We start from the raw sequence: 19685 nt of genomic DNA on the forward strand, positions 1-19685 counted from the left end.
CTCTCCCTAGTACGAGAAGGCCATCGGGCGGTCGGCGTCGCCGCCGATCTTCGTGGGGGGATTGAGGTCGGCCTCGGTGAGCTCGGGTGGCCCGGCCTTGGCGTACTTGACCAGGAGCTTGACCTCGACGACCGCGAGGACGGCGTAGAGCGTGGTGAGGACGATCAGCGAGATCAGCATCTCGGCGGTGGAGACGCCGGGGGAGACCGCGTCCTCGGTGCGCAGCAGCCCGTACACGACCCACGGCTGGCGGCCGTTCTCGGTGAAGATCCAGCCCCAGGAGTTGGCGATCAGCGGGAAGCCCATGGTGAGCAGGCCGATCCGCCAGTACCAGCGGGACAGGGCCGGGGAGAGGGCGGTGTTCCTGGTGAGCATCAGGTGCGGCGGCTCGTCGTCGGCGGTGCGCCGGTCCTCGGCGAGCCAGAACCTGCGGCGGGTGAGCCACAGTCCCGCCAGGCCGACCGCGAAGGAGGTCATGCCGAAGCCGATCATCCAGCGGAAGCCCCAGTAGGCGACCGGGATGTTGGGCCGGTAGTCGCCGGGGCCGTACTTCTCCTGCTCGGCCTTGTTGACGTCGTTGATGCCGGGGACGTACGAGTCGAAGTCGTCGTGGGCGAGGAAGGACAGCAGCCCGGGGACCTCGACGGCCACGGTGTTGTGGCCCTTCTCGACGTCGCCGTAGGCGAAGATCGAGAAGGGGGCCGGGGACTCGCCGTCCCACAGGGCCTCGGCGGCGGCCATCTTCATCGGCTGCTGCTCGTACATGACCTTGCCCAGCCGGTCCCCGCTGATCGCGGTGAGCAGGCCGGCGACGACGGCGGTGACCAGCGCGAGGCGCAGCGAGGTCCGCATGACGGCGACGTGCTTGCGCCGGGCCAGGTGGTAGGCCGATATGCCGATCATGAAGGCGGCGCCGGTCAGGAAGGCCGCCGTCAGCGTGTGGAAGACCACGACAAGGGTGGTGTTCTGGCTGAGCACGGCCCAGAAGTCGGTGAGCTCCGCGCGGCCGGTGACCTTGTTGTAGCGGTAGCCGACCGGGTGCTGCATCCAGGAGTTGGCGGCGAGGATGAAGTACGCGGAGAGGATCGTGCCCAGCGAGACCAGCCAGATGCAGGCCAGGTGGAGCTTCTGCGGGAGCTTGTCCCAGCCGAAGATCCACAGCCCGATGAAGGTGGACTCGAAGAAGAAGGCGATGAGCGACTCGAAGGCGAGCGGGGCGCCGAACACGTCGCCGACGAAGCGCGAGTAGTCCGACCAGTTCATGCCGAACTGGAACTCCTGGACCAGGCCGGTGGCCACGCCCATGGCGATGTTGATCAGGAAGAGCTTGCCCCAGAACTTGGTCGCCCGGAGGTACTTCTCCTTGCCCGTGCGCACCCAGGCCGTCTGCAGACCGGCGGTCAGGGCGGCGAGGGAGATCGTGAGGGGGACGAAGAGGTAGTGGTAGACGGTCGTGATGCCGAATTGCCATCGCGCGACGGCGACGGAGTCCAGTGCCAGGTCCACGTCACGCCTCCTAACTTGGCGAGCTTGTGAAAGTGAACGCATTCACAAGCTCAGTATGCCGCACACGCTTTCGCCCCCTCACACCGGGGGGTGGGAGGGGGCGAAAGGGGGCATGCTACGACGTCCCGCGACACCCGGGACGCAGCGTGGGGACGGTCACAGCTCCTTGCGGAAAGCCTCCGCCGTGCGGATCAGGACGTCGTTGGCGGCCTCCTCGCCGACCGTGATCCGCACGCCCTCCCCCGCGAACGGACGGACGGTGACGCCGGCCCGCTCGCAGGCCGCGGCGAAGTCGGTCGTGCGCTCCCCCAGCCGCAGCCACACGAAGTTGGCGTGCGTCTCCGGCACCGTCCAGCCCTGCGCGGTCAGCCGGTCGAACACCCGGGTGCGCTCGCCGACCAGCGCGTCGACCCGCTCCAGCAGCGCCGCCTCCGCACGCAGCGAGGCCACCGCCGCGTCCTGGGCGAGCTGGCTCACACCGAAGGGGACGGCCGTCTTGCGCAGCGCCGCGGCGACCGGCTCGTGCGCGATCGCGAACCCCACGCGCAGTCCGGCGAGCCCGTACGCCTTGGAGAAGGTGCGCAGCACCGCCACGTTGGGACGGTCGCGGTAGACCTCGACGCCGTCCGGGACCTCGGGGTCGCGGATGAACTCCTTGTACGCCTCGTCCAGCACGACCAGCACGTCCGGCGGGACGCGGTCCAGGAAGCGCTCCAGCGCCTCCCGGCGGACCACCGTGCCGGTGGGGTTGTTGGGGTTGCAGACGAAGATCAGCCTTGTCCGGTCGGTGATCGCCGCGGCCATCGCGTCAAGGTCGTGCGTCTCGCCCGCGTCGAGCGGCACGCGTACCGAGGCCGCGCCGGTGATCTGCGTGATGATCGGATAGGCCTCGAAGGACCGCCAGGCGTAGATCACCTCGTCACCCGGGCCCGCGGTCGACTGCAGCAACTGCTGCGCGACACCCACCGAACCGGTGCCCGTCGCGATGTGCTCCTCCGGCACGCCGAAGCGGTGCGCCAGCTCTGCGTGGAGGGCCGTGCACGCCATGTCCGGGTAGCGGTTGAAGTTCTCCGCGGCGGCGGTGGCCGCCTCCAGGACACCGGGCAGCGGCGCGTAGGGGTTCTCGTTGGAGGACAGCTTGTAAGCGGTCACTCCCTCTTCCACGGCCGGGGGTCTGCCCGGCTTGTACGTGGGGATGCCGTCCAGTTCGCGGCGCAGTTTGGGGCTCATGCCCCACACCATACGAGCGCCCGCCCGGCCGGGGGAGGCCTTGCGGCACACGGGCTCGCGGCGGGGGCTCACGGGGAACGGTGCAGGTGGTGCGACGCACTGCGCGCCGGTGGCGCGCGCGGTGGCGCGCATCCCTCGTAGGGGTGAGTTGATGGCTGCGCACCCCGCGCGGCGCGGGGCGGGCGGCACCCCGTAACGGCCCGGTAACCTGCGGTAGGAACCGGCCACCACCTGCGCTTTCCCGGCCACGCCGGGCGCCGCGGGCGGGGAAACGTATCTGTCAACGGCTTCTCCGGCACCCCGCGAAAGGACCACCCGACCCCTACTATCACCACGCCATGACAGCAGCAGGGAAGCACCAGGCGAGCCGGCCCGTCGGACGCCGGCTGGAGCGGGCCGGCATCAGGGACGTGGCCGCCGCGGCCGGGGTCTCGATCACCACCGTCTCCGACGCGCTCAACGGCAAGGGCCGACTGCCCGACGCCACCCGCCGCCACGTCCGCGAGGTCGCCGACCGGCTGGGGTACCGCCCCTCCGCCGCCGCCCGCACGCTGCGCACCGGGAGGTCCGGGCTGATCGGCCTGACCGTGACGACGTACGGGGAAGAGCCCTTCACCTTCACCGAGTTCGCCTACTTCGCCGAGATGGCCCGGGCCGCCACCTCCGCCGCGCTCGCCCGCGGATACGCCCTGGTCATCCTGCCGGCCTCCTCCCGCCACGACGTGTGGAGCAACGTCGCGCTGGACGGCACGGTCGTGATCGACCCCTCCGACCACGACCCGATGGTCACCGAGCTGGTGCGGCAGGGCATCCCCGTGGTCAGCGACGGCCGCCCGACCGGCAGCCTGCCCGTGCAGGCCTGGGTCGACAACGACCACGAGGCCGCCGTGCTCGGCATCCTGGAGCACCTCGCCGAGGCCGGGGCCCGCAGGATCGGACTGCTCACCGGCACCAGCACCGACACCTACACCCGGCTGTCCACCACCGCCTACCTGCAGTGGTGCGAGCGGATCGGCCAGGAACCCGTCGTCGAGGCCTACCCCGCCCACGACCCGTGCGCCGGCGCCGTCGCCGCGGACCGCCTGCTCGCCCGGCCCGACCGCCCCGACGCGGTCTACGGCCTCTTCGACCCCAACGGCACCGACCTGCTCGCCGCCGCCCGCCGCTACGGGCTGCGCGTACCCGAGGACCTCCTGCTGGTCTGCTGCAGCGAGAGCATGGTCTACGCGACGACCGAGCCGCCGATCACCACGCTCTCCCTCAAACCGGGCAGGATCGGCACCGCGGTCGTCCAGCTGCTCATCGACGCCATCGAAGGGGTGGACGCGGGCCGGCCGGTGCAGCAGGTCATGCCGACCGACCTGATCGTGCGCACGTCCTCCCAGCGGCGCTCGCCGCGCACCACCGTCAGCCCGCCCCGGGGACCCGCGGGAGAATAGGAACGGGCGCTTCCGGGGCGAGAAGAGCCCGCCCCGGGTGGATTTGTCCGCGCCGGATGAAATCGCTATCAGCAGGTGTGTCACGCCACGACATCGTCATTCCTATGATGGGCGGATGGTGGCGCGACGGTGGAGGGGTCGATGACTCAGGGGGCAGGTCAGGGACCCATGCCCGGTACCTCGTACGGCTGGTCTCAGGACCCCGCGGAGGCGGTGGCGCACGGCGCGCCCATGACGTCGTCGGTGCACCCCGCCGACGCCGTCGGGGCTCCGGCTCCGCCCGGACATCCGGCCGAGCACGAACAGACCATGATCGACGAGCAGATGATGCCGCCGGAGTACACGCCCACACAGCGCGACCTCCCGGTGGTCACCGCGGCCGACACCCAGGCACTCGGCCCGCTCTACGTCGTCGGCGACATCCACGGCTACGTGGACCGGCTGCGTGAGGCCCTGTACGCGACCGGGCTGATCGACTCCGAGGCCCACTGGGCGGCCGGCAACGCCCGCCTGTGGTTCCTCGGCGACTTCACCGACCGCGGCCCCGACGGCATCGGCGTGATCGAGCTCGTCATGCAGCTGTCCGCGGAGGCCGCCGCTGCCGGCGGCTACGCCAGGGCCCTCATGGGCAACCACGAACTACTCCTGCTCGGCGCCCACCGCTTCGGCGACACCCCGGTGAACTCCGCGGCCGGCACCGCCTCCTTCCTCGCCGCCTGGCGCCTCAACGGCGGCCAGACCAGCGACATGGAGCGGCTGCAGGACCACCACGTCGCCTGGATGTCCCGGCTGGACGCGGCCGCCCTCACCGACGGCCATCTGCTGCTGCACTCCGACACCACCGCGTACCTGGAGTACGGCACCACCATCGACGCGATGAACGACGCCGTCACGGGCATCCTGCAGCGCGGCGACGCCGACGAGTGCTGGGAGCTGTTCCGCAAGTTCACCCGGCGCTTCGCCTTCCGCGGCGAGTCCGGGCCGCAGGCCGCCCGCGAACTGCTGGACACCTACGGCGGCCACCGCGTCGTGCACGGTCACAGCCCCATCCCGTACCTGCTCGGCGAGCCCGGCGCGGAACCCGGCACCGAGCAGCCGGACCGCTCCGCGGTCGTCGAGGGACCGCACGTGTACGCGGAGGACCTGGCGGTGGCCATGGACGGCGGGGTGACCATGGACGGCAAACTCCTGGTCGCACAGCTGCCGTTGTAGACCCCGAAACCCCCATTTTCCGGAAACACTCTGTCACCGCGTCACCTCCGCGCTCTACCATCGGGATATCCGTAGGCAGCTTCTCCTCCGCTTCCGCCCAGCCGGACCGGACCTTCGTCCTTCGTGAACCCCGGGAGGAACCGGAGACGGAGCATCGGGGGATGCACATGAACAGCGCTCCACACCTGCTGACCGAGGACCGCCCGGAATTCGAGCGAGCCCTCGACACGGCTCTGCACTCGGAGGGCACGCGGGCCGCCCTCGCCGAGGCGCGGAACCGCCTCAACGCCGAGCAGTTGCGCACCATGGCGCTCAACGCGGCCGAGCCCATCTCGGCCTGCGCCGCGCCCGAGTACGAGCAGTTCGTCAAGGTCCGCGAGGCCTTCGCGGAACAGCGCCGGGAGGCACGCGCCGCGACCGTGCCGGGCCTCGGCTACGCGGCCGCGGCGGCCCCGGTCGCCGCGGACGGCTCGGGGGCCGGGCTGTTCGCCGTCGTCGCCGTGCTCACACCGATCCTGGCGGGCACGGCCGCCGTCATCTTCCTGGTGCTCGGGTACGCCCTGCGCTTCGGGCACCCCGAACCGGCGATCGCCCAGCCGCTGCGGCAGGCCGGCTGGCTCTTCGCGGCCGTCGCCGTCTGCGGCATCGTCATCGGCATGGTCGGGCTGCTGCTCACCGCGCTGCGCAACGGCTCCACCGCTCTCCACGACCCTCCCGGCGACGAGCCCCGCGACGTCGCCCTCGCCCGCGAGCTGTGGCGCCGGGCCCTGGTCGAACGGGGACTGCAGCCCTTCCTCGACGACGCCCTCGCCAAGGCCGCCGGTGCGGCCCCCACAGCGCCGACCGCCCCCTCCGCGGCCACCGGCGGCAACCCCCGCATGCCGCGGCTCGGTTACTCCCGCCCCGACTTCTCCAGCCCCGGCCACGAGTCCTCCCCCGAACCCGGGGACCGCTTCACCAGCCCCGACTTCACCAGCCCGGACTTCTCCAGCCCCGACTTCGGCGGCCCCGACCACAGACCCGACTGACCCGGCGGACCCGGGGCGTTGTCGTACCCCGGTGCCACAGTGCGGGCATGGACACCGACCGGTTCTGGCAGCTGATCGACTCCGCCCGCGCCACGGCGGCGGCCGACGGCGAGCCCTTCGACGAGGCGCTGGTGCGCCTGCTGACCGAACGGCCGCGCCAGGAGATCCTGGAGTACGCGGAACGCTTCGACGCACTGCACGACGCCCTGTACCGCTGGGACGTCTGGGCCGCCGCCTACCTCATAGGCGGCGGTTGCTCCGACGACTCCTTCATCGACTTCCGCGCCGGGGTGATCGCCCAGGGCCGCGACTGGTACGACCGTGTGGCGGCCGCGCCGGACAGCCTGGCCGGTCACCCCACCGTGGTCGCGGCCGCACGGGACGGGAACGACGACGCCCTGTTCCACGAGGAGGTCAACTACGCCGCCGCCGAGGCCTTCGAGCGCCTCACCGGCGACCGGGACTCCTTCTGGACCGCCTGGGCCGCCCACCGGCCCGCCGGGACCGAGGCCCGGGCCGAGCCGGACATGGGCGAGGACTTCGACTTCGACGACGACGCCGAGATGCACCGCCGCCTGCCCCGCCTGGCCGCTCTGCACATCGGCCCCGAGATTGCCTAGAGGCGGCCGGGGGTACCTGATCCTGCGGCGGCCCGCCGGGCGGGCCGCCGCAGGATCGCGGGTCAGTCGGCGATCGGGAGGTAGACGCGGTTGCCCGAGGCGGCGAACTCGCGGGACTTCTCCGCCATGCCGGCCTCGATCTCCTCGGGGGTTCCGCCGTGCCTGCGGCGGATGTCCTGGGAGATCTTCATCGAACAGAATTTCGGCCCGCACATGGAGCAGAAGTGCGCGGTCTTGGCCGGCTCCGCCGGGAGCGTCTCGTCGTGGAACGCCCGTGCCGTGTCCGGGTCGAGGGCCAGGTTGAACTGGTCCTCCCAGCGGAACTCGAAGCGGGCGTCGGAGAGCGCGTCGTCCCATTCCTGCGCGCCGGGGTGGCCCTTGGCGAGGTCGGCGGCGTGGGCGGCGATCTTGTAGGTGATGACGCCGGTCTTGACGTCGTCGCGGTCGGGCAGGCCCAGGTGCTCCTTGGGGGTGACGTAGCAGAGCATCGCCGTGCCCCACCAGGCGATCATCGCGGCGCCGATGCCGGAGGTGATGTGGTCGTAGGCGGGCGCGATGTCGGTGGTGAGGGGGCCCAGGGTGTAGAACGGCGCCTCCTCGCAGATCTCCTGCTGGAGGTCGATGTTCTCCTTGATCTTGTGCATGGGGACGTGCCCCGGCCCCTCGATCATGGTCTGCACGCCGTGCCGCTTGGCCACGGTGTTGAGTTCGCCGAGCGTGCGCAGCTCCGCGAACTGGGCCTCGTCGTTGGCGTCCGCGATGGAGCCGGGACGCAGTCCGTCGCCCAGGGAGTACGTCACGTCGTAGGCGGCGAGGATCTCGCAGAGCTCCTCGAAGTTCTCGTAGAGGAAGCTCTCCTTGTGGTGCGCCAGGCACCAGGCCGCCATGATCGACCCGCCGCGGGAGACGATGCCGGTCTTGCGGCGGGCGGTCAGCGGGACGTACCGCAGCAGCACGCCGGCGTGCACCGTCATGTAGTCGACGCCCTGCTCGGCCTGTTCGACGACGGTGTCCTTGTAGATCTCCCAGGTCAGTTCCTCGGCCTTGCCGTCGACCTTCTCCAGGGCCTGGTAGAGGGGGACGGTCCCGATGGGGACGGGGGAGTTGCGCAGCACCCACTCGCGCGTGGTGTGGATGTTGCGCCCGGTGGACAGGTCCATGACCGTGTCGGCGCCCCAGCGGGTGGCCCAGGTCATCTTGTCGACCTCCTCCTCGATGGAGGAGGTGACCGCCGAGTTGCCGATGTTGGCGTTGACCTTCACCAGGAACCGCTTGCCGATGATCATCGGCTCGATCTCCGGGTGGTTGACGTTCGCCGGCAGGACGGCACGTCCCGCCGCGATCTCCTCGCGGACGACCTCGGGGGAGACGTTCTCGCGGATCGCGACGTACTCCATCTCCGGGGTGATCTCGCCCCGCCGCGCGTACGCCAGTTGGGTCACCGGCTCTCCGGGCCGGCCGCGCCGGGGAAGGCGGGGGCGTCCGGGGAAGACGGCGTCCAGGTTGCGCAGGCCGCCGCGCGGTGAGGTGTGTTTGAGGCCGTCGTCCTCGGGGCGGACGGGGCGGCCGGGGTACTCCTCGGTGTCGCCGCGGGCGACGATCCAGTTCTCCCGCAGCGGCGGAAGGCCGCGGCGGACGTCGGTGGTGACGTTCGGGTCGGTGTACGGGCCGGACGTGTCGTACAGCGTCACGTCCCGGCCGTTGGTCAGGTGCACCCGGCGGACGGGGACCTCGATGTCCGGGCGGGACCCGGTCATGTAGCCCTTGTGCCAGCCGATTTCGCGCGCGTGTGCATCCTGCATGGTCATGAGACCCACTCCCTACGCCGGCATTACCCGGTAACAGGTTCAGCGGTCGGCGCAGCTGGTGGCCCTTCGGCCGGTCAGCGCCCTCTCAGCCCGGTGCTCCGAGCTCCCGCGTTTGCAAAGGTGCCTCAACGCTAGCGGGTCCTCGCTGACGCACACCAGAGGGTGTTGCGATGATCGGGCCGTGGACTCCTCTCAGCCGCACACGCAAGCCCATGGTCACGGACACGGTCACGGCCCGGTGCCGCCGGTCTCCCGGCACCTGCGCAAGGTCATCGCCGCCGTCCTGATCCCCTTCGTCGCGGCCGTGGTGGCCGGGCTGGTGGTGCTGTGGCCGGGCGGCGTGCCGAAGCACGAGCGCAGCGGCGTCGGCTTCGACCAGCAGACGCAGTCCGGGCGGGTGGTGAAGGTCGAGGACGTCAAGTGCTCCGACGTCAACGCCGAACCGGACACCGGAGCAGCGCCCTCCCCCGGCCCGGCGTCGGCGCCTTCGGGTCCTGCGGTCTGCGAGCGCGCGACCATCGAGGTGGTCTCGGGCAAGGACGCGGGCCGCACCTTCACCGAGATCGTGCAGCCGACCCAGACGCGGCACTACACGAAGGGCCAGAAGGTGCTGCTGGCGTACGCGCCGCAGGCGCCGCGCGAACTGCAGTACTCGGTGACCGACGTCGACCGGGCCTTCCCCCTGTGGCTGCTGGCCGGGATCTTCGCCGCGGTGGTGATCGTGGTCGGGCGGCTGCGCGGGGTCCTGGCGCTGATCGCGCTGGTCATCAGCTTCGCGGTGCTGACGCTGTTCATCCTCCCGGCGATCCTGCACGGCAGCAATCCGCTGCTGGTGGCGGTGATCGGGGGCAGCGCCATCATGCTGATCGCGCTCTACATGTGCCACGGCCTCAACGCCCGTACCTCGGTGGCGGTCCTGGGCACCCTGTGCTCGCTGCTGCTGATCGGCGTCCTCGGCTCGGTCTTCATCGACTGGGCGCTGCTGAGCGGCAACACCTCGGACGAGACCGGGCTGATCCACTCCCTCTACCCGGACATCGAGATCCGCGGCCTGCTGCTGGCGGGCATCATCATCGGTTCGCTGGGCGTCCTGGACGACGTGACGGTCACCCAGACCTCGGCGGTGTGGGAGCTGCGCGAGGCGGACCCGGGGGCGAGCCGGCGCCGGCTGTACTCGGCGGCCATGCGGATCGGGCGGGACCACATCGCCTCGGTCGTCAACACCCTGGTGCTGGCTTACGCGGGCGCGGCGCTGCCGCTGCTGCTGCTCTTCTCCATCGCGGAGCGCGGGGTGCTGGCGGTGGCGGGCAGCGAACTGGTCGCCGAGGAGATCGTGCGGACCCTGGTGGGCAGCATCGGCCTGGTGGTGGCGGTGCCGCTGACGACCGCGCTGGCCGTCCTGGTGGTGTCGGCGGACCGCGGCAGCGGCGACACTGTTCCCGCGGGCACCGGTCGCGGACACCGGCGCCGCGCCAAGTGAGCCGGGAGGGGACGTGGTCGGACTGCAGGGCCGGGTGACCGGGACGGTCGGGCCGGGGCTGGTCGGTGAGGTGATCGTGCACGTCCGGGGCGGTGCCGAGGCGTTCCTGGCGTACCCGGCGACGGCCGGCGAGCGCATCGAGAAGGGCACGGTCGTGGTGGTCGTGGAGCACCTGCCGCCGCGCACCGTGTACGTGGCCCCCGCGTACGGCTGAGCGGAGCGATCCGCTCCACGTCAAGAAAGCGACAAGGATCCGCCAGGACCTACCGGACCGTCACCCGCAGGCGCACACTCCCGTACGCGGCCCCGATCGGGGCCATTCGTAAGGGGGCGTATGCCGATGCTGATCGGCGTTGCGGCGGGCGGGGCGCTCGTCGCGATCATCATTCTGGTCGGCCTGTTCAGGCTCATGTGGCGGGTCGCCGAGCCCAACGAGGCACTGGTCATCTCCGGGTCCAAGCACCGTACGGACGGTGTGGGGGAGGGGATGGGATTCCGCATCGTCACGGGGCGGGGGACCCTGGTCATGCCCGGCGTCCAGGCGGTGCGCAGGCTCTCGCTCGACCTCAACGAGGCCGAGCTGAACGTGGACTGCGTCACCCAGCAGGGCATCCCGCTGAAGGTGCACGGCGTGGTCATCTTCAAGGTCGGCGACGACATGGTGTCGATCGCCAACGCCGCACGGCGTTTCCTGGACCAGCAGAAGTTCATGCCCGAGCGGGTGCACAACGTCTTCGCCGGTCATCTGCGGTCCATCGTGGGCGGGCTGACGGTGGAGCAGATGATCCGGGACCGGGAGCGGCTGACCGCCGAGACCCGTGCGGCCTCGGGCTCGGAGATGGAGAAGCTCGGCCTGATCATCGACTCGCTGCAGATCCACGAGATCGTCGACCCGACCGGATACATCAACAACCTGGCCGCGCCGCACGCCGCGGCCGTCCAGCGTGACGCCCGCATCGCGCAGGCGGAGGCCGACCGGCTGGCCACCGAGGCCGAGCAGCAGGCCGCGGCCCGCATGGCCGAGGCGACCCGGGACAGCCAGATCCTGCAGGCCGGTTACATGGCCGAGCGGGACAAGGCCACCGCGTCCTCACGGCAGGCGGGCCCGCTCGCGGAGGCGGCGGCCCGGCAGGAGGTCGTCGTCCAGGAGACCCGGGTCGCCGAGCTGGAGGCCCAGCGGCGCGAGCAGCAGCTGCAGGCGGACGTCCGCAAGCCGGCGGACGCCTCCGCGTACGAGAAGCGGACCCTGGCCGAGGCCGAGCGCGACGCGCGCATCTCGGCGGCCGAGGCGAAGGCCCGCGAGACCGAACTGGCCGCCGCCGCCGAGGCGAACCGCGTCAAGACGGCCGCGGCGGCGCAGGCGGAGCAGACCAGGGTCAGCGGTGAGGCGAGCGCCGCGGCCACCCGGGCCACGGGTGAGGCCGAGGCCGCCGCGACGCAGGCGCGGGGTCTGGCCGAGGCCGAGGCCGCGAAGGCCAGGGGTCTGGCCGAGGCCGAGTCGATCAAGGCGCGGGCGGCCGCCCTGGCGGAGAACCAGGAGGCGGTCGTCGCCCAGCAGCTGGCCGAGAACTGGCCGGAGATCGTCCGGGCGGGCGCCGAGGCCTTCGGCAACGTGGACCACATGGTGCTGCTGAACGGCGCCGACGGGATGTCGGAGATGTTCGCCAAGGCGCTCACCATGGGCGGCACCGGTCTGGGCCTGGCCCGTCAGCTGCTCGCCCAGATGAACGGCGCGACCGGCGCGGGCGGCGACGCGCCATCGAACGGTGCGGCGCCGCGGAGCCCGGAGCGCGTCCGGCTCCAGGACTGAGCGGCGCACGTCCCGTGGGGCCCGGCGACCGGGCCCCACGGGGTCACCACTTGTCGCGGGAGTCGCGGGAGTCGGACGAGGACGAGGTGAACTTCTTGACCACGTACACCAGTCCGCCGACCAGCGCCACGAAGACCAGCACCTTGAACAGCAGCCAGAACAGGAACCCGATCGCGCTGGCGATCATGCCGCCGAAGACCACGATCGCGATCACCGGCACCGCGACCCACTTGACCCACCAGGGCAGGCCCTCGAAGAGCTTCACCGTTTCCTCCTCCTTGTCGTCCTTCCGCTCCCAGGCTAGGGCCGCGGCGGTCCCCTGCGGAGGCCTCGCGGTCCCCATCCGTCCCTGACCCGCCCCCTACGGGAACCCGGGGGCGAAGGCCCTCAGGCCTCGGGGGGCGAGAAGACCACCAGGACCTTCAGGTCCTCGGTGACGTGGTGGAAGCGGTGCGGCGCCCCGGCCGGGACGTAGACCACGCTGCCGCGCGCGACGTGCGTCGTCTCCTCCCCCACGGTGATCAGCGCCCGGCCGCTCACGACCAGGTAGATCTCGTCCTGTGCGTGCGGTTTCTGCGGGTCGAGTTCCCCGGCCCGCAGGGCGTAGAGCCCGGCGGACATGTTCCGCTCGCGCAGGAAACTGAGGTACGCGCCCTCGTTGGCGGCCCGCTCGGCCTCCAGGTCGTCCAGCCGGAACACCTTCACTTGGCCGCTCCCTCACCTCTGTGCCTGTGCGATCACTTCTGCGACGATCTCAGCCATGATGAACTTCGTCGTCAAGACGCTCGCGAACGCCGGGGCCCTGCTGGTGGCCATCTGGCTCGTGGGCAACATCACGCTCACCGGTGACGACACCGGGCACAGGGCCCTGACCCTCATCCTCGTCGCCCTGGTCTTCGGCGTGGTGAACTGGCTGGTGAAGCCGCTGGTGAAGCTGCTGTCGCTGCCGCTGCTCGTGCTCACCCTCGGGTTGTTCACGCTGATCGTGAACGCCCTGATGCTGCTGCTGACCTCCTGGATCTCCGGCAAGCTCGACCTCGACTTCCACGTCGAGGGCTTCTGGGCGGCGTTCCTCGGCGGCCTGATCATCAGCATCGTCTCCTGGGCCCTGAACATGGTCCTCCCGGACGAGGACTGACCCCGGGGCTGCATCATGGAGCCCATGAGCGCTCCGTCCTCCCGCACACCGCTGCGGGTGTGCTTCGTCTGCACCGGCAACATCTGCCGTTCGCCGATGGCCGAGTCCGTCTTCCGCGCCCGTGTCGAGGAGGCCGGGCTCGGCGCCCTGGTCGTCGCCGACAGCGCGGGAACGGGCTCCTGGCACGAGGGCGACGGCGCCGACCACCGCACCGTGGCCGTGCTCCGCGCGGGCGGCTACGGGTACGAGCACGTCGCGCGCCAGTTCCAGCCCGAGTGGTTCGCCGGGCTCGACCTGGTGATCGCCCTCGACTCCGGCCACCTGCGGGACCTGCGCCGGCTGGCGCCCACCCCCGAGGACGCCGCCAAGGTGCGGCTGCTGCGCTCCTACGACCCCGCCGCGGACGCCGGGGCGGACGGCCGCGGCCTGGACGTGCCCGACCCCTACTACGGGGACCTGAGCGGCTTCGAGACGTGCCTGGAGATGTGCGAGGCCGCCGCCGACGGCCTGCTGGACGCCGTACGCGACGCCCTCGGCCGCGAGCCCGCGCCCGCGCCGTGACCGCTGCGGCCGGGCTCGCCGACCGGGTCGCCGCCCTGCTGGGCGAGCCGGTGACCGCGGGGCCATGGCAGCGGCGGACGTCCGCGCGGTCGAGCGCGTCTGCGAGGCGCTGCCGCGGCTGGCGGGCCCCGCCCAGCCGCCCGCGGTGATCCACGGCGACCTGTGGTCCGGCAACGTCCTGTTCGCCGCCGGCGGCCGCGCCCGGGTCGTCGACCCGGCGGCGCAGGGCGGGCACCCCGAGGCCGACCTGGCGATGCTGGAGCTGTTCGGCTGTCCGCATCTGGAGCGGTTGCTCGCCGCGTACGAGGAGGTCCGGCCGCTGCCCGGCCGCCGGGAACGGGTTCCCCTGCACCAGTTGCACCCCCTGCTGGTGCATGCCGTCCTGTTCGGGGCGGGTTACGGGGCCGCCGCGGGTCGCGCCGCCCGCGAGGCCCTGGCGTCCGCCTAGCGGACGGCCGTGTTCGTTGGCCCGTACACCGGTATCTTCCGCCTGTACGTTCGCGAAGACGGGGAGAGGCGAGGAGAGGGCGATGACGGAGTACGAGAGCAGGCCCGGGGACAGCACCCGCAGCGTGCACGCGGGCCGCCCGCCGGCCCGGGCCCACGAGCCGGCGCTGCCCGGGCCGGTGTTCGCCGCGCACTTCCACTTGCCGGGCGACGTCACCGGCCCGTACACCTACGGCCGCGACGAGAACCCCACCTGGACCCGGCTGGAGGAGGCGATCTCCTCGCTGGAGTCGCCCGGCACCCCCGCCGAGACACTGGCCTTCTCCTCCGGCATGGGCGCCATCTCCTCCGTGCTGTTCTCCCAGGTGCGTTCCGGCGACACCGTGGTGCTGCCCTCCGACTGCTACCAGGCCACCCGCTCCCTCCAGGGCCGCCTGGAGGACTACGGGGTCTCGGTGCGCCTGGCGCCCACCGCGGGCGACGCCCAGCTCAAGGCGCTGGAGGGCGCCCGGCTGCTGTGGATCGAGACGCCGTCCAACCCCGGCCTGGACGTCTGCGACATCCGCCGGCTCGCCGACGCCGCGCACGCCGCCGGCGCGCTCGTGGCGGTCGACAACACCCTCGCCACCCCCCTCGGCCAGCGTCCGCTGGACCTGGGCGCGGACTTCTCGGTCGCGAGCGGCACCAAGGCGCTGTCCGGCCACGGAGACCTGCTGCTGGGCTATGTGACCACCCGTCGGCCCGAACTCGCCGCCGGGGTGCGGATGTGGCGCAAGACCGTCGGGGCGATCCCCGGCCCCATGGAGGCCTGGCTGGCGCACCGTTCGCTGTCCACACTCGCGCTGCGGGTGGACCGGCAGGCCGCCAACGCCCTGGAGCTGGCCGCCGCGCTGCTCCGGCGCCCCGAGGTGACCGACGTACGTCACCCCGGCCTGGCGGACGACCCGGCGCACTCCGTCGCGACCGCGCAGATGACCCGGTTCGGCAGCGTGGTGTCCTTCACGCTCCCCGACAAGGAGCACGCCGAGCGCTTCCTGTCCGAGCTGCTGCTGACCACCGAGGCGACCAGCTTCGGCAGCGTGACCAGCACCGCGGAGCGCAGGGCGCGCTGGGGCGGCGACGCGGTCCCCGAGGGCTTCATCCGCTTCTCGGTCGGGGTGGAGGACGCTGCCGACATCGTGCGGGACGTGACGCAGGCCCTGGACGCCGCCGCGCGCTGATTCCACTCGTTCATCTGGAACAGATATATCTACGTAGACGACACTACGCAGAATGGGTGGCCCGAGCCTCCCCCCTCGTGGCTCGGACCACCCTGGCTTTACGCGCGGAGATCCGCCCGAACAAGGCTAGTTGACTCTGCGTCAGTGTCCAATCACAGTTTCGATACAGACCTATCGATATATTTATATGTTCCGGTAGTACCGGTGGTGGGAGGGGGCGGTTCCATGGATCTGGCGCTGCTGCGCACGTTCGTCACCGTCCACCGGGCCGGTTCCTTCACCAGGGCCGCCCAGTTGCTGGGACTGTCCCAGCCGGCCGTCACCAGCCAGATCCGCAGCCTGGAGCGGCAGGTCGGCCGCCCCCTGTTCCTCCGCCTGCCGCGCGGCGTCGCCCCGACGCCCGTCGGCGACGACCTGGCCCACCGGGTGGCCCCGCACCTCGACGCCCTCCTGGAGATCACCGAGGCGGACCTCGACGAGGAGTCCGGCAACCGCACCCTGCACCTCGCCGGCCCGCCCACCTTCACCTCCCTGCGCGCCCTCCCCGCCCTCGCCCCTCTGGTCGCCGAGGGCCTCCAGCTGCGGATCTCGCTGGCCGGGGAGGACGAGGCCCTGGCCGGCCTCGCCGCGGGCCACCACGACCTGTCCATCGGCACCGTCCGGCCGCGCGACCGGCTGCTGACCGCCACCGCCCTGTGGGACGAGGAGCAGATACTCGTGGCCGCCCCCGCCTGGCAGGAGCGGATCGGCGGCCCGCTCGCGGTGCGCACCCACGGGGCACGGGTCCTCGACGACATCCCCGTGATCTCCTACGACGAGGGCATGCCGCTGATCGACCACTACTGGTCGGCGGTCTTCGACGCCACCCCCGCCATCGTCCCTGCCGTGGTCGTGCCCGACCTGAGGGCCGTCCTGGAGTGCGTGGTCGCCGGGGTCGGCATGGCCGTACTGCCCCGCTATCTGTGCTGTGAGGCGATCACGGCGGGTGCCGCCAAAGCACTGCTGGAGCCGCCGGTGCCGCCCCTGCGCACGTACTTCGTCTCGGTGCGCGCCGGAACACTCGCGCTGCCGCACATCGCGCGGGTGCACGAGCAGCTGATGCGCTCCTCCGCCGCCTGGTGACCGCGCGCCCGGCGTACGGCGGGTGGCCTCCGCGAGAACGGGACCTTCCGATTCGCCGTCCCGGAGGCGTTTGCCGCCTCCCGCGCCGCGGCAGATCTCAGGCATGCCCCCGGACATCGAAGCACCTGCCACACCCGGTGCACCGACCGCCCCGGCCACCCGGCCGGTGGTCAAGCGCACCGCCCGTGCCATCCTGCTCGACGGCGACTCCCTCGTGCTCATCAAGCGCACCAAGCCCGGGCTCAACCCGTACTGGGTCACCCCCGGCGGCGGCGTCGAGGCCGAGGACGCCACCATCGTCGAGGCGCTCCACAGAGAGCTGGACGAGGAACTCGGCGCCAAGGTCACCGACGTCGTCCCGGCCTTCGTCGACACCGTCGAGCACATCGGCGAGGACGGCTCGCACGGGGTGAAGGTGCAGCACTTCTTCGTGTGCCGGCTGGCCTCCATGGACCCCTCGCGGCGGCACGGCCCGGAGGTGGACGAGCCCTCGGGCACCTACGACGTGGTCCGCGTGCCCTTCAGCCGGGTCGGGCTCGCCTCCGTGGAGATCGTGCCGCTCACCCTGCGGCACTACCTCGACGGCAACATCGAAGGGGTGCTGGGACTGCTCTCGGCCGACCTGGGCTGATCCGGGGCCGGCCGGGGCGGCCCGGGGCGGGCCGGGGCGGGCCGGGGCGGGCCGGGGCGGGCCGGGGCGGGCCGGGGCGGGCCCGGGCGCCTTCAGGCGCCGAACCAGCCGGGACGGGCGCCGCCGGCCCGCCCCCCGCGCGCGTGCGCCGCGTCGGCGGCCGCCCCGAAGTAGTCCCCGCCCTTGCGCCGCACGTCGTCGGTGCCCCAGGCCCGGCCGCCCTGCAGGGGCACCCTCGCCATCCGCGGGATGTGCTTCGAGCAGTGGACGTACGCCTCCTCGACGCTCACCCGCACCCACAACTGCGGCCTGCGGCCGGGCACCGCGTCCACCGGTAGCGAGGGGTACAGGGCGCGCATCGCGCCGTCGGGGACCGTCCGCGCGCGGCCGTTGACGTGCAGACCGATCCGGTCCCGCGTGAAGTCGATCATCAGGATGCCCACGTGCGGGTTCTCGCGCATGTTGCCGAGCGAGGCCGTCACACCGTTCCCCCGGTACTCCGGGTAGACCAGGGTCCGCTCGTCCAGGACGGTCAGGAAGCCGGGCGGGCCCGCCCTGAAGGTACTGTCGCACTCCCCCCTGGCGTCCGCCGTGGACAGGAAGAACATCTCCTGCCGCTCGGTGAACTCGCGCATCCGCGGGTTGAGGTGGTCCAGCACCTGCTCGGCGTAGAAGCGGTCCGCGCGGTCGGCCGTGCCCATCTCCTCCTGGACGCGGTGCTCTCCCGCACTGCCGGGACGTTCCTGCGGCAACGTTTCTCCTCGTGGGGGTGGTGGGGGCGTGGGGAGGGGCCGGGCTCAGGGACCCGCCGCGACCAGTTCCTCGATCAGGTCGTGCCGGATGCGCTGCGAGGGCATGCCGCCGCGTACGAGGGTGTCGACCCCGCTGCGGATCATCCCGGGCGGCCCGCTGAGGTACGCGTCGTACTCGGGCCAGGGGCCGTACTGCTGCACGATCTCGGGGAGCGGTCCGTGCAGCCCCCCTTCGCCGCGGCCGTGGGAGACCACCGGGCGTACCGAGAGCCAGGCGTGGCTCTGCGCGAGCCCCAGCAGGGTGTCCAGGTCGTACAGGTCGTGGTCGCTGCGGGCGCCGTAGAAGACGTCCATGGCCCGGCGGCGGCCGTGCTGGGCGACGTCCTCGACCAGGGCCTTGATGGGGGCGATGCCGGTGCCGCCGCCCAGGCAGAGCAGCCCGTTGTCGGTGCTGTGGTCCACGACCATGGACCCGCCCGGGGGGCCGAGCCGCAGGACGTCGCCGGGCCGGGCGCGATGGACCAGCGCCCCGCTGACCCAGCCGGCCGGGACGGCCTTCACGTGGAAGACCAGCAGGCCGTCCGAGCGGGGGGCGCTGGCGAAGGAGTAGTGCCGCCAGACCCGGGGCCACCAGGGCGTCTCCAGGGTCGTGTACTGGCCCGCGAGGAAGGGGTAGGGCTGGTCGGGGCGGACGCTGACCACCGCGATGTCGGAGGTGCGCGGTTCATGGCTGACGACCTCGGCCTGCCACCAGGGCGGCGCGTGCTTCTCGTCGGCCGCCGCCGCGTCGATCATGATCTGCGAGATCACCGTGTAGGCACGCACCCAGGCGCCCTCGACCTCGTCGTTCCAGACCGCCGAGGCGTACCGGGTCAGGGCCCCGATCAGGCATTCCCCCACGGCCGGATAGTGCTCGGGGCGCGTGCCGTATTTGCGGTGGCCGCGGCCCAGGTGGGACAGGTATTCGGTGAGTATCTCGGCGTCGTCTATGTGTTCCGCGGCGGTGAGGAGCGCTTTCAGCAATCGATCGCGCTGCGAGTCCATCGCGGCGGGAAAAAGTTCGCGCAACTCCGGATGTCGTATGAACAAAAGTGCATAGAAATACGACGTCGTCTTGTCGGCGACCGGCGCGACCTCTTCCATCGTCCGCCGGATGAGCTGCGCGTCCGCGCTCGGCGGCCGGGACCGCGGCCGGACCTCCGCCCGCGGCGGGGGCTGCTGCCGGGCCGGCGGCTCCGGATGGTGCCGCGCCCCCGCCGCGTCCTGCGCGGGGCCGGGCCGCGGCAGCGCGGGCCCCGGGTCGCCGTTCCGCCCGGCTCCCGTGCCCACCGGCCTTATCGGCCGTACCGGGCGGCTCGGCGCGGCCGCGCCGTCGCCCTCGTGATGGGGTCTCGGCCCGTCAGGGGGTGTGTGCGGATCGAACCATCCGGGGGAGCCAGCCCCGGCTCCCTTGCCCGGTTCGGCCGCGTTCGTGATCAGAGCGTCCATGGTCAGCTTCGCCTCGAGCTTCTCCCGGTCGGTTTCCGTACGTCGGCCACACATCCTGCGCGGAAAGCCTGCCAGGGCTTCACGTCGCCCGGACAAATAGCCGGAAGTACCGGAAACGGCGATACCGATCCCGTTAAGCTCAGCCGAATGTGAAGCCCCGCTGTCGCGGAACCCTGTCGACCCTACCCCGAGT

General features: G+C 71.9%; 19 protein-coding genes and 1 pseudogene. 13 read left to right on the plus strand and 7 right to left on the minus strand.

From position 1 onward, the window contains the following. Positions 1 to 6: 6 nt before the first annotated feature. Together CHF15_RS21115 and hisC are read right to left on the minus strand one after the other, a co-directional pair. Positions 7 to 1506 (minus strand): cytochrome ubiquinol oxidase subunit I, encoded by a 1500-nt coding sequence (locus tag CHF15_RS21115; protein ID WP_089225395.1) that lies wholly within the window; start codon positions 1504 to 1506, stop codon positions 7 to 9. Positions 1507 to 1662: 156 nt separating this feature from the next. Next, positions 1663 to 2736 (minus strand): histidinol-phosphate transaminase, encoded by a 1074-nt coding sequence (gene hisC / locus CHF15_RS21120; protein WP_375816051.1) that lies wholly within the window; start codon positions 2734 to 2736, stop codon positions 1663 to 1665. 338 nt (positions 2737 to 3074) lie between these two features. On the opposite strand from hisC, the gene CHF15_RS21125 reads away from it, so the two are divergent. The 4 genes from CHF15_RS21125 to CHF15_RS21140 all read left to right on the plus strand — a co-directional run bounded on the left by CHF15_RS21125 (position 3075) and on the right by CHF15_RS21140 (position 7035). Further along, the gene (locus CHF15_RS21125; RefSeq protein WP_089225396.1) at positions 3075 to 4175 is read left to right on the plus strand and encodes a LacI family DNA-binding transcriptional regulator; all 1101 of its coding nucleotides are present in this window, start codon (positions 3075 to 3077) and stop codon (positions 4173 to 4175) included. A gap of 168 nt (positions 4176 to 4343) precedes the next feature. Next, positions 4344 to 5387 carry a metallophosphoesterase gene (locus tag CHF15_RS21130; protein ID WP_089225397.1) on the plus strand — a complete coding sequence of 348 codons (1044 nt, stop codon included), beginning with the start codon at positions 4344 to 4346 and terminating at the stop codon, positions 5385 to 5387. 161 nt (positions 5388 to 5548) lie between these two features. Next, positions 5549 to 6415, plus strand: a complete 867-nt coding sequence (locus CHF15_RS21135; RefSeq protein ID WP_089225398.1) for a hypothetical protein — start codon at positions 5549 to 5551, stop codon at positions 6413 to 6415. A gap of 47 nt (positions 6416 to 6462) precedes the next feature. Beyond that, positions 6463 to 7035, plus strand: a complete 573-nt coding sequence (locus CHF15_RS21140; protein ID WP_089225399.1) for a DUF4240 domain-containing protein — start codon at positions 6463 to 6465, stop codon at positions 7033 to 7035. Between the two features lie 62 nt (positions 7036 to 7097). Here the strand turns inward: CHF15_RS21140 and thiC are convergent, their stop codons facing one another. Continuing rightward, the gene (gene thiC / locus CHF15_RS21145; protein ID WP_089225400.1) at positions 7098 to 8843 is read right to left on the minus strand and encodes a phosphomethylpyrimidine synthase ThiC; all 1746 of its coding nucleotides are present in this window, start codon (positions 8841 to 8843) and stop codon (positions 7098 to 7100) included. Positions 8844 to 9024: 181 nt separating this feature from the next. Here thiC and CHF15_RS21150 point away from each other — a divergent pair, with 181 nt between their 5' ends. From CHF15_RS21150 to CHF15_RS21160, 3 genes are all read left to right on the plus strand, one after another. Next, positions 9025 to 10323: a YibE/F family protein gene (locus CHF15_RS21150; protein WP_245938944.1), complete on the plus strand. Its 1299-nt coding sequence runs from the start codon at positions 9025 to 9027 to the stop codon at positions 10321 to 10323. A gap of 13 nt (positions 10324 to 10336) precedes the next feature. Beyond that, the gene (locus tag CHF15_RS21155; protein WP_018558188.1) at positions 10337 to 10537 is read left to right on the plus strand and encodes a hypothetical protein; all 201 of its coding nucleotides are present in this window, start codon (positions 10337 to 10339) and stop codon (positions 10535 to 10537) included. Positions 10538 to 10657: 120 nt separating this feature from the next. Continuing rightward, a complete protein-coding gene (locus tag CHF15_RS21160) occupies positions 10658 to 12133 on the plus strand; it encodes a flotillin family protein (protein WP_089225402.1) in 1476 nt (491 codons plus the stop codon). A 43-nt stretch (positions 12134 to 12176) separates the two neighbouring features. Here CHF15_RS21160 and CHF15_RS21165 read toward each other — a convergent pair whose 3' ends face one another. Both CHF15_RS21165 and CHF15_RS21170 read right to left on the minus strand, forming a co-directional pair. Further along, positions 12177 to 12398, minus strand: coding sequence for a DUF5326 family protein (locus tag CHF15_RS21165; protein ID WP_089225403.1), 222 nt, complete (start codon positions 12396 to 12398; stop codon positions 12177 to 12179). Positions 12399 to 12520: 122 nt separating this feature from the next. Next, entirely contained in the window at positions 12521 to 12838 is a 318-nt protein-coding gene (locus tag CHF15_RS21170; RefSeq protein ID WP_018558185.1) for a cupin domain-containing protein, read from the minus strand. Between the two features lie 55 nt (positions 12839 to 12893). On the opposite strand from CHF15_RS21170, the gene CHF15_RS21175 reads away from it, so the two are divergent. The 6 genes and pseudogenes from CHF15_RS21175 (at position 12894) to CHF15_RS21200 (ending at position 17252) form a co-directional block, all read left to right on the plus strand. Further along, positions 12894 to 13271: a phage holin family protein gene (locus tag CHF15_RS21175; RefSeq protein WP_089225404.1), complete on the plus strand. Its 378-nt coding sequence runs from the start codon at positions 12894 to 12896 to the stop codon at positions 13269 to 13271. Positions 13272 to 13295: 24 nt separating this feature from the next. Further along, positions 13296 to 13832, plus strand: a complete 537-nt coding sequence (locus tag CHF15_RS21180) for a low molecular weight protein-tyrosine-phosphatase (RefSeq protein WP_089225405.1) — start codon at positions 13296 to 13298, stop codon at positions 13830 to 13832. Then, a pseudogene (locus CHF15_RS21185) lies at positions 13801 to 14280 on the plus strand (fructosamine kinase family protein); the annotation flags it as partial. The gene CHF15_RS21180 and the pseudogene CHF15_RS21185, both read left to right, overlap by 32 nt. Positions 14281 to 14362: 82 nt before the next feature. Then, positions 14363 to 15499: a cystathionine gamma-lyase gene (locus tag CHF15_RS21190; RefSeq protein WP_089225406.1), complete on the plus strand. Its 1137-nt coding sequence runs from the start codon at positions 14363 to 14365 to the stop codon at positions 15497 to 15499. A gap of 225 nt (positions 15500 to 15724) precedes the next feature. After that, positions 15725 to 16621, plus strand: coding sequence for a LysR family transcriptional regulator (locus tag CHF15_RS21195; RefSeq protein ID WP_089225407.1), 897 nt, complete (start codon positions 15725 to 15727; stop codon positions 16619 to 16621). 103 nt (positions 16622 to 16724) lie between these two features. Beyond that, entirely contained in the window at positions 16725 to 17252 is a 528-nt protein-coding gene (locus CHF15_RS21200; RefSeq protein ID WP_089225408.1) for an NUDIX domain-containing protein, read from the plus strand. Between the two features lie 92 nt (positions 17253 to 17344). Here the strand turns inward: CHF15_RS21200 and CHF15_RS21205 are convergent, their stop codons facing one another. Next, positions 17345 to 18004 carry a pyridoxamine 5'-phosphate oxidase family protein gene (locus CHF15_RS21205; protein ID WP_245938945.1) on the minus strand — a complete coding sequence of 220 codons (660 nt, stop codon included), beginning with the start codon at positions 18002 to 18004 and terminating at the stop codon, positions 17345 to 17347. A 45-nt stretch (positions 18005 to 18049) separates the two neighbouring features. Then, positions 18050 to 19492, minus strand: coding sequence for a globin domain-containing protein (locus CHF15_RS21210; protein WP_089225409.1), 1443 nt, complete (start codon positions 19490 to 19492; stop codon positions 18050 to 18052). Positions 19493 to 19685: the final 193 nt, after the last annotated feature.

The organism is Actinacidiphila glaucinigra (assembly GCF_900188405.1).
Classification (GTDB): Bacteria; Actinomycetota; Actinomycetes; order Streptomycetales; family Streptomycetaceae; genus Actinacidiphila; species Actinacidiphila glaucinigra.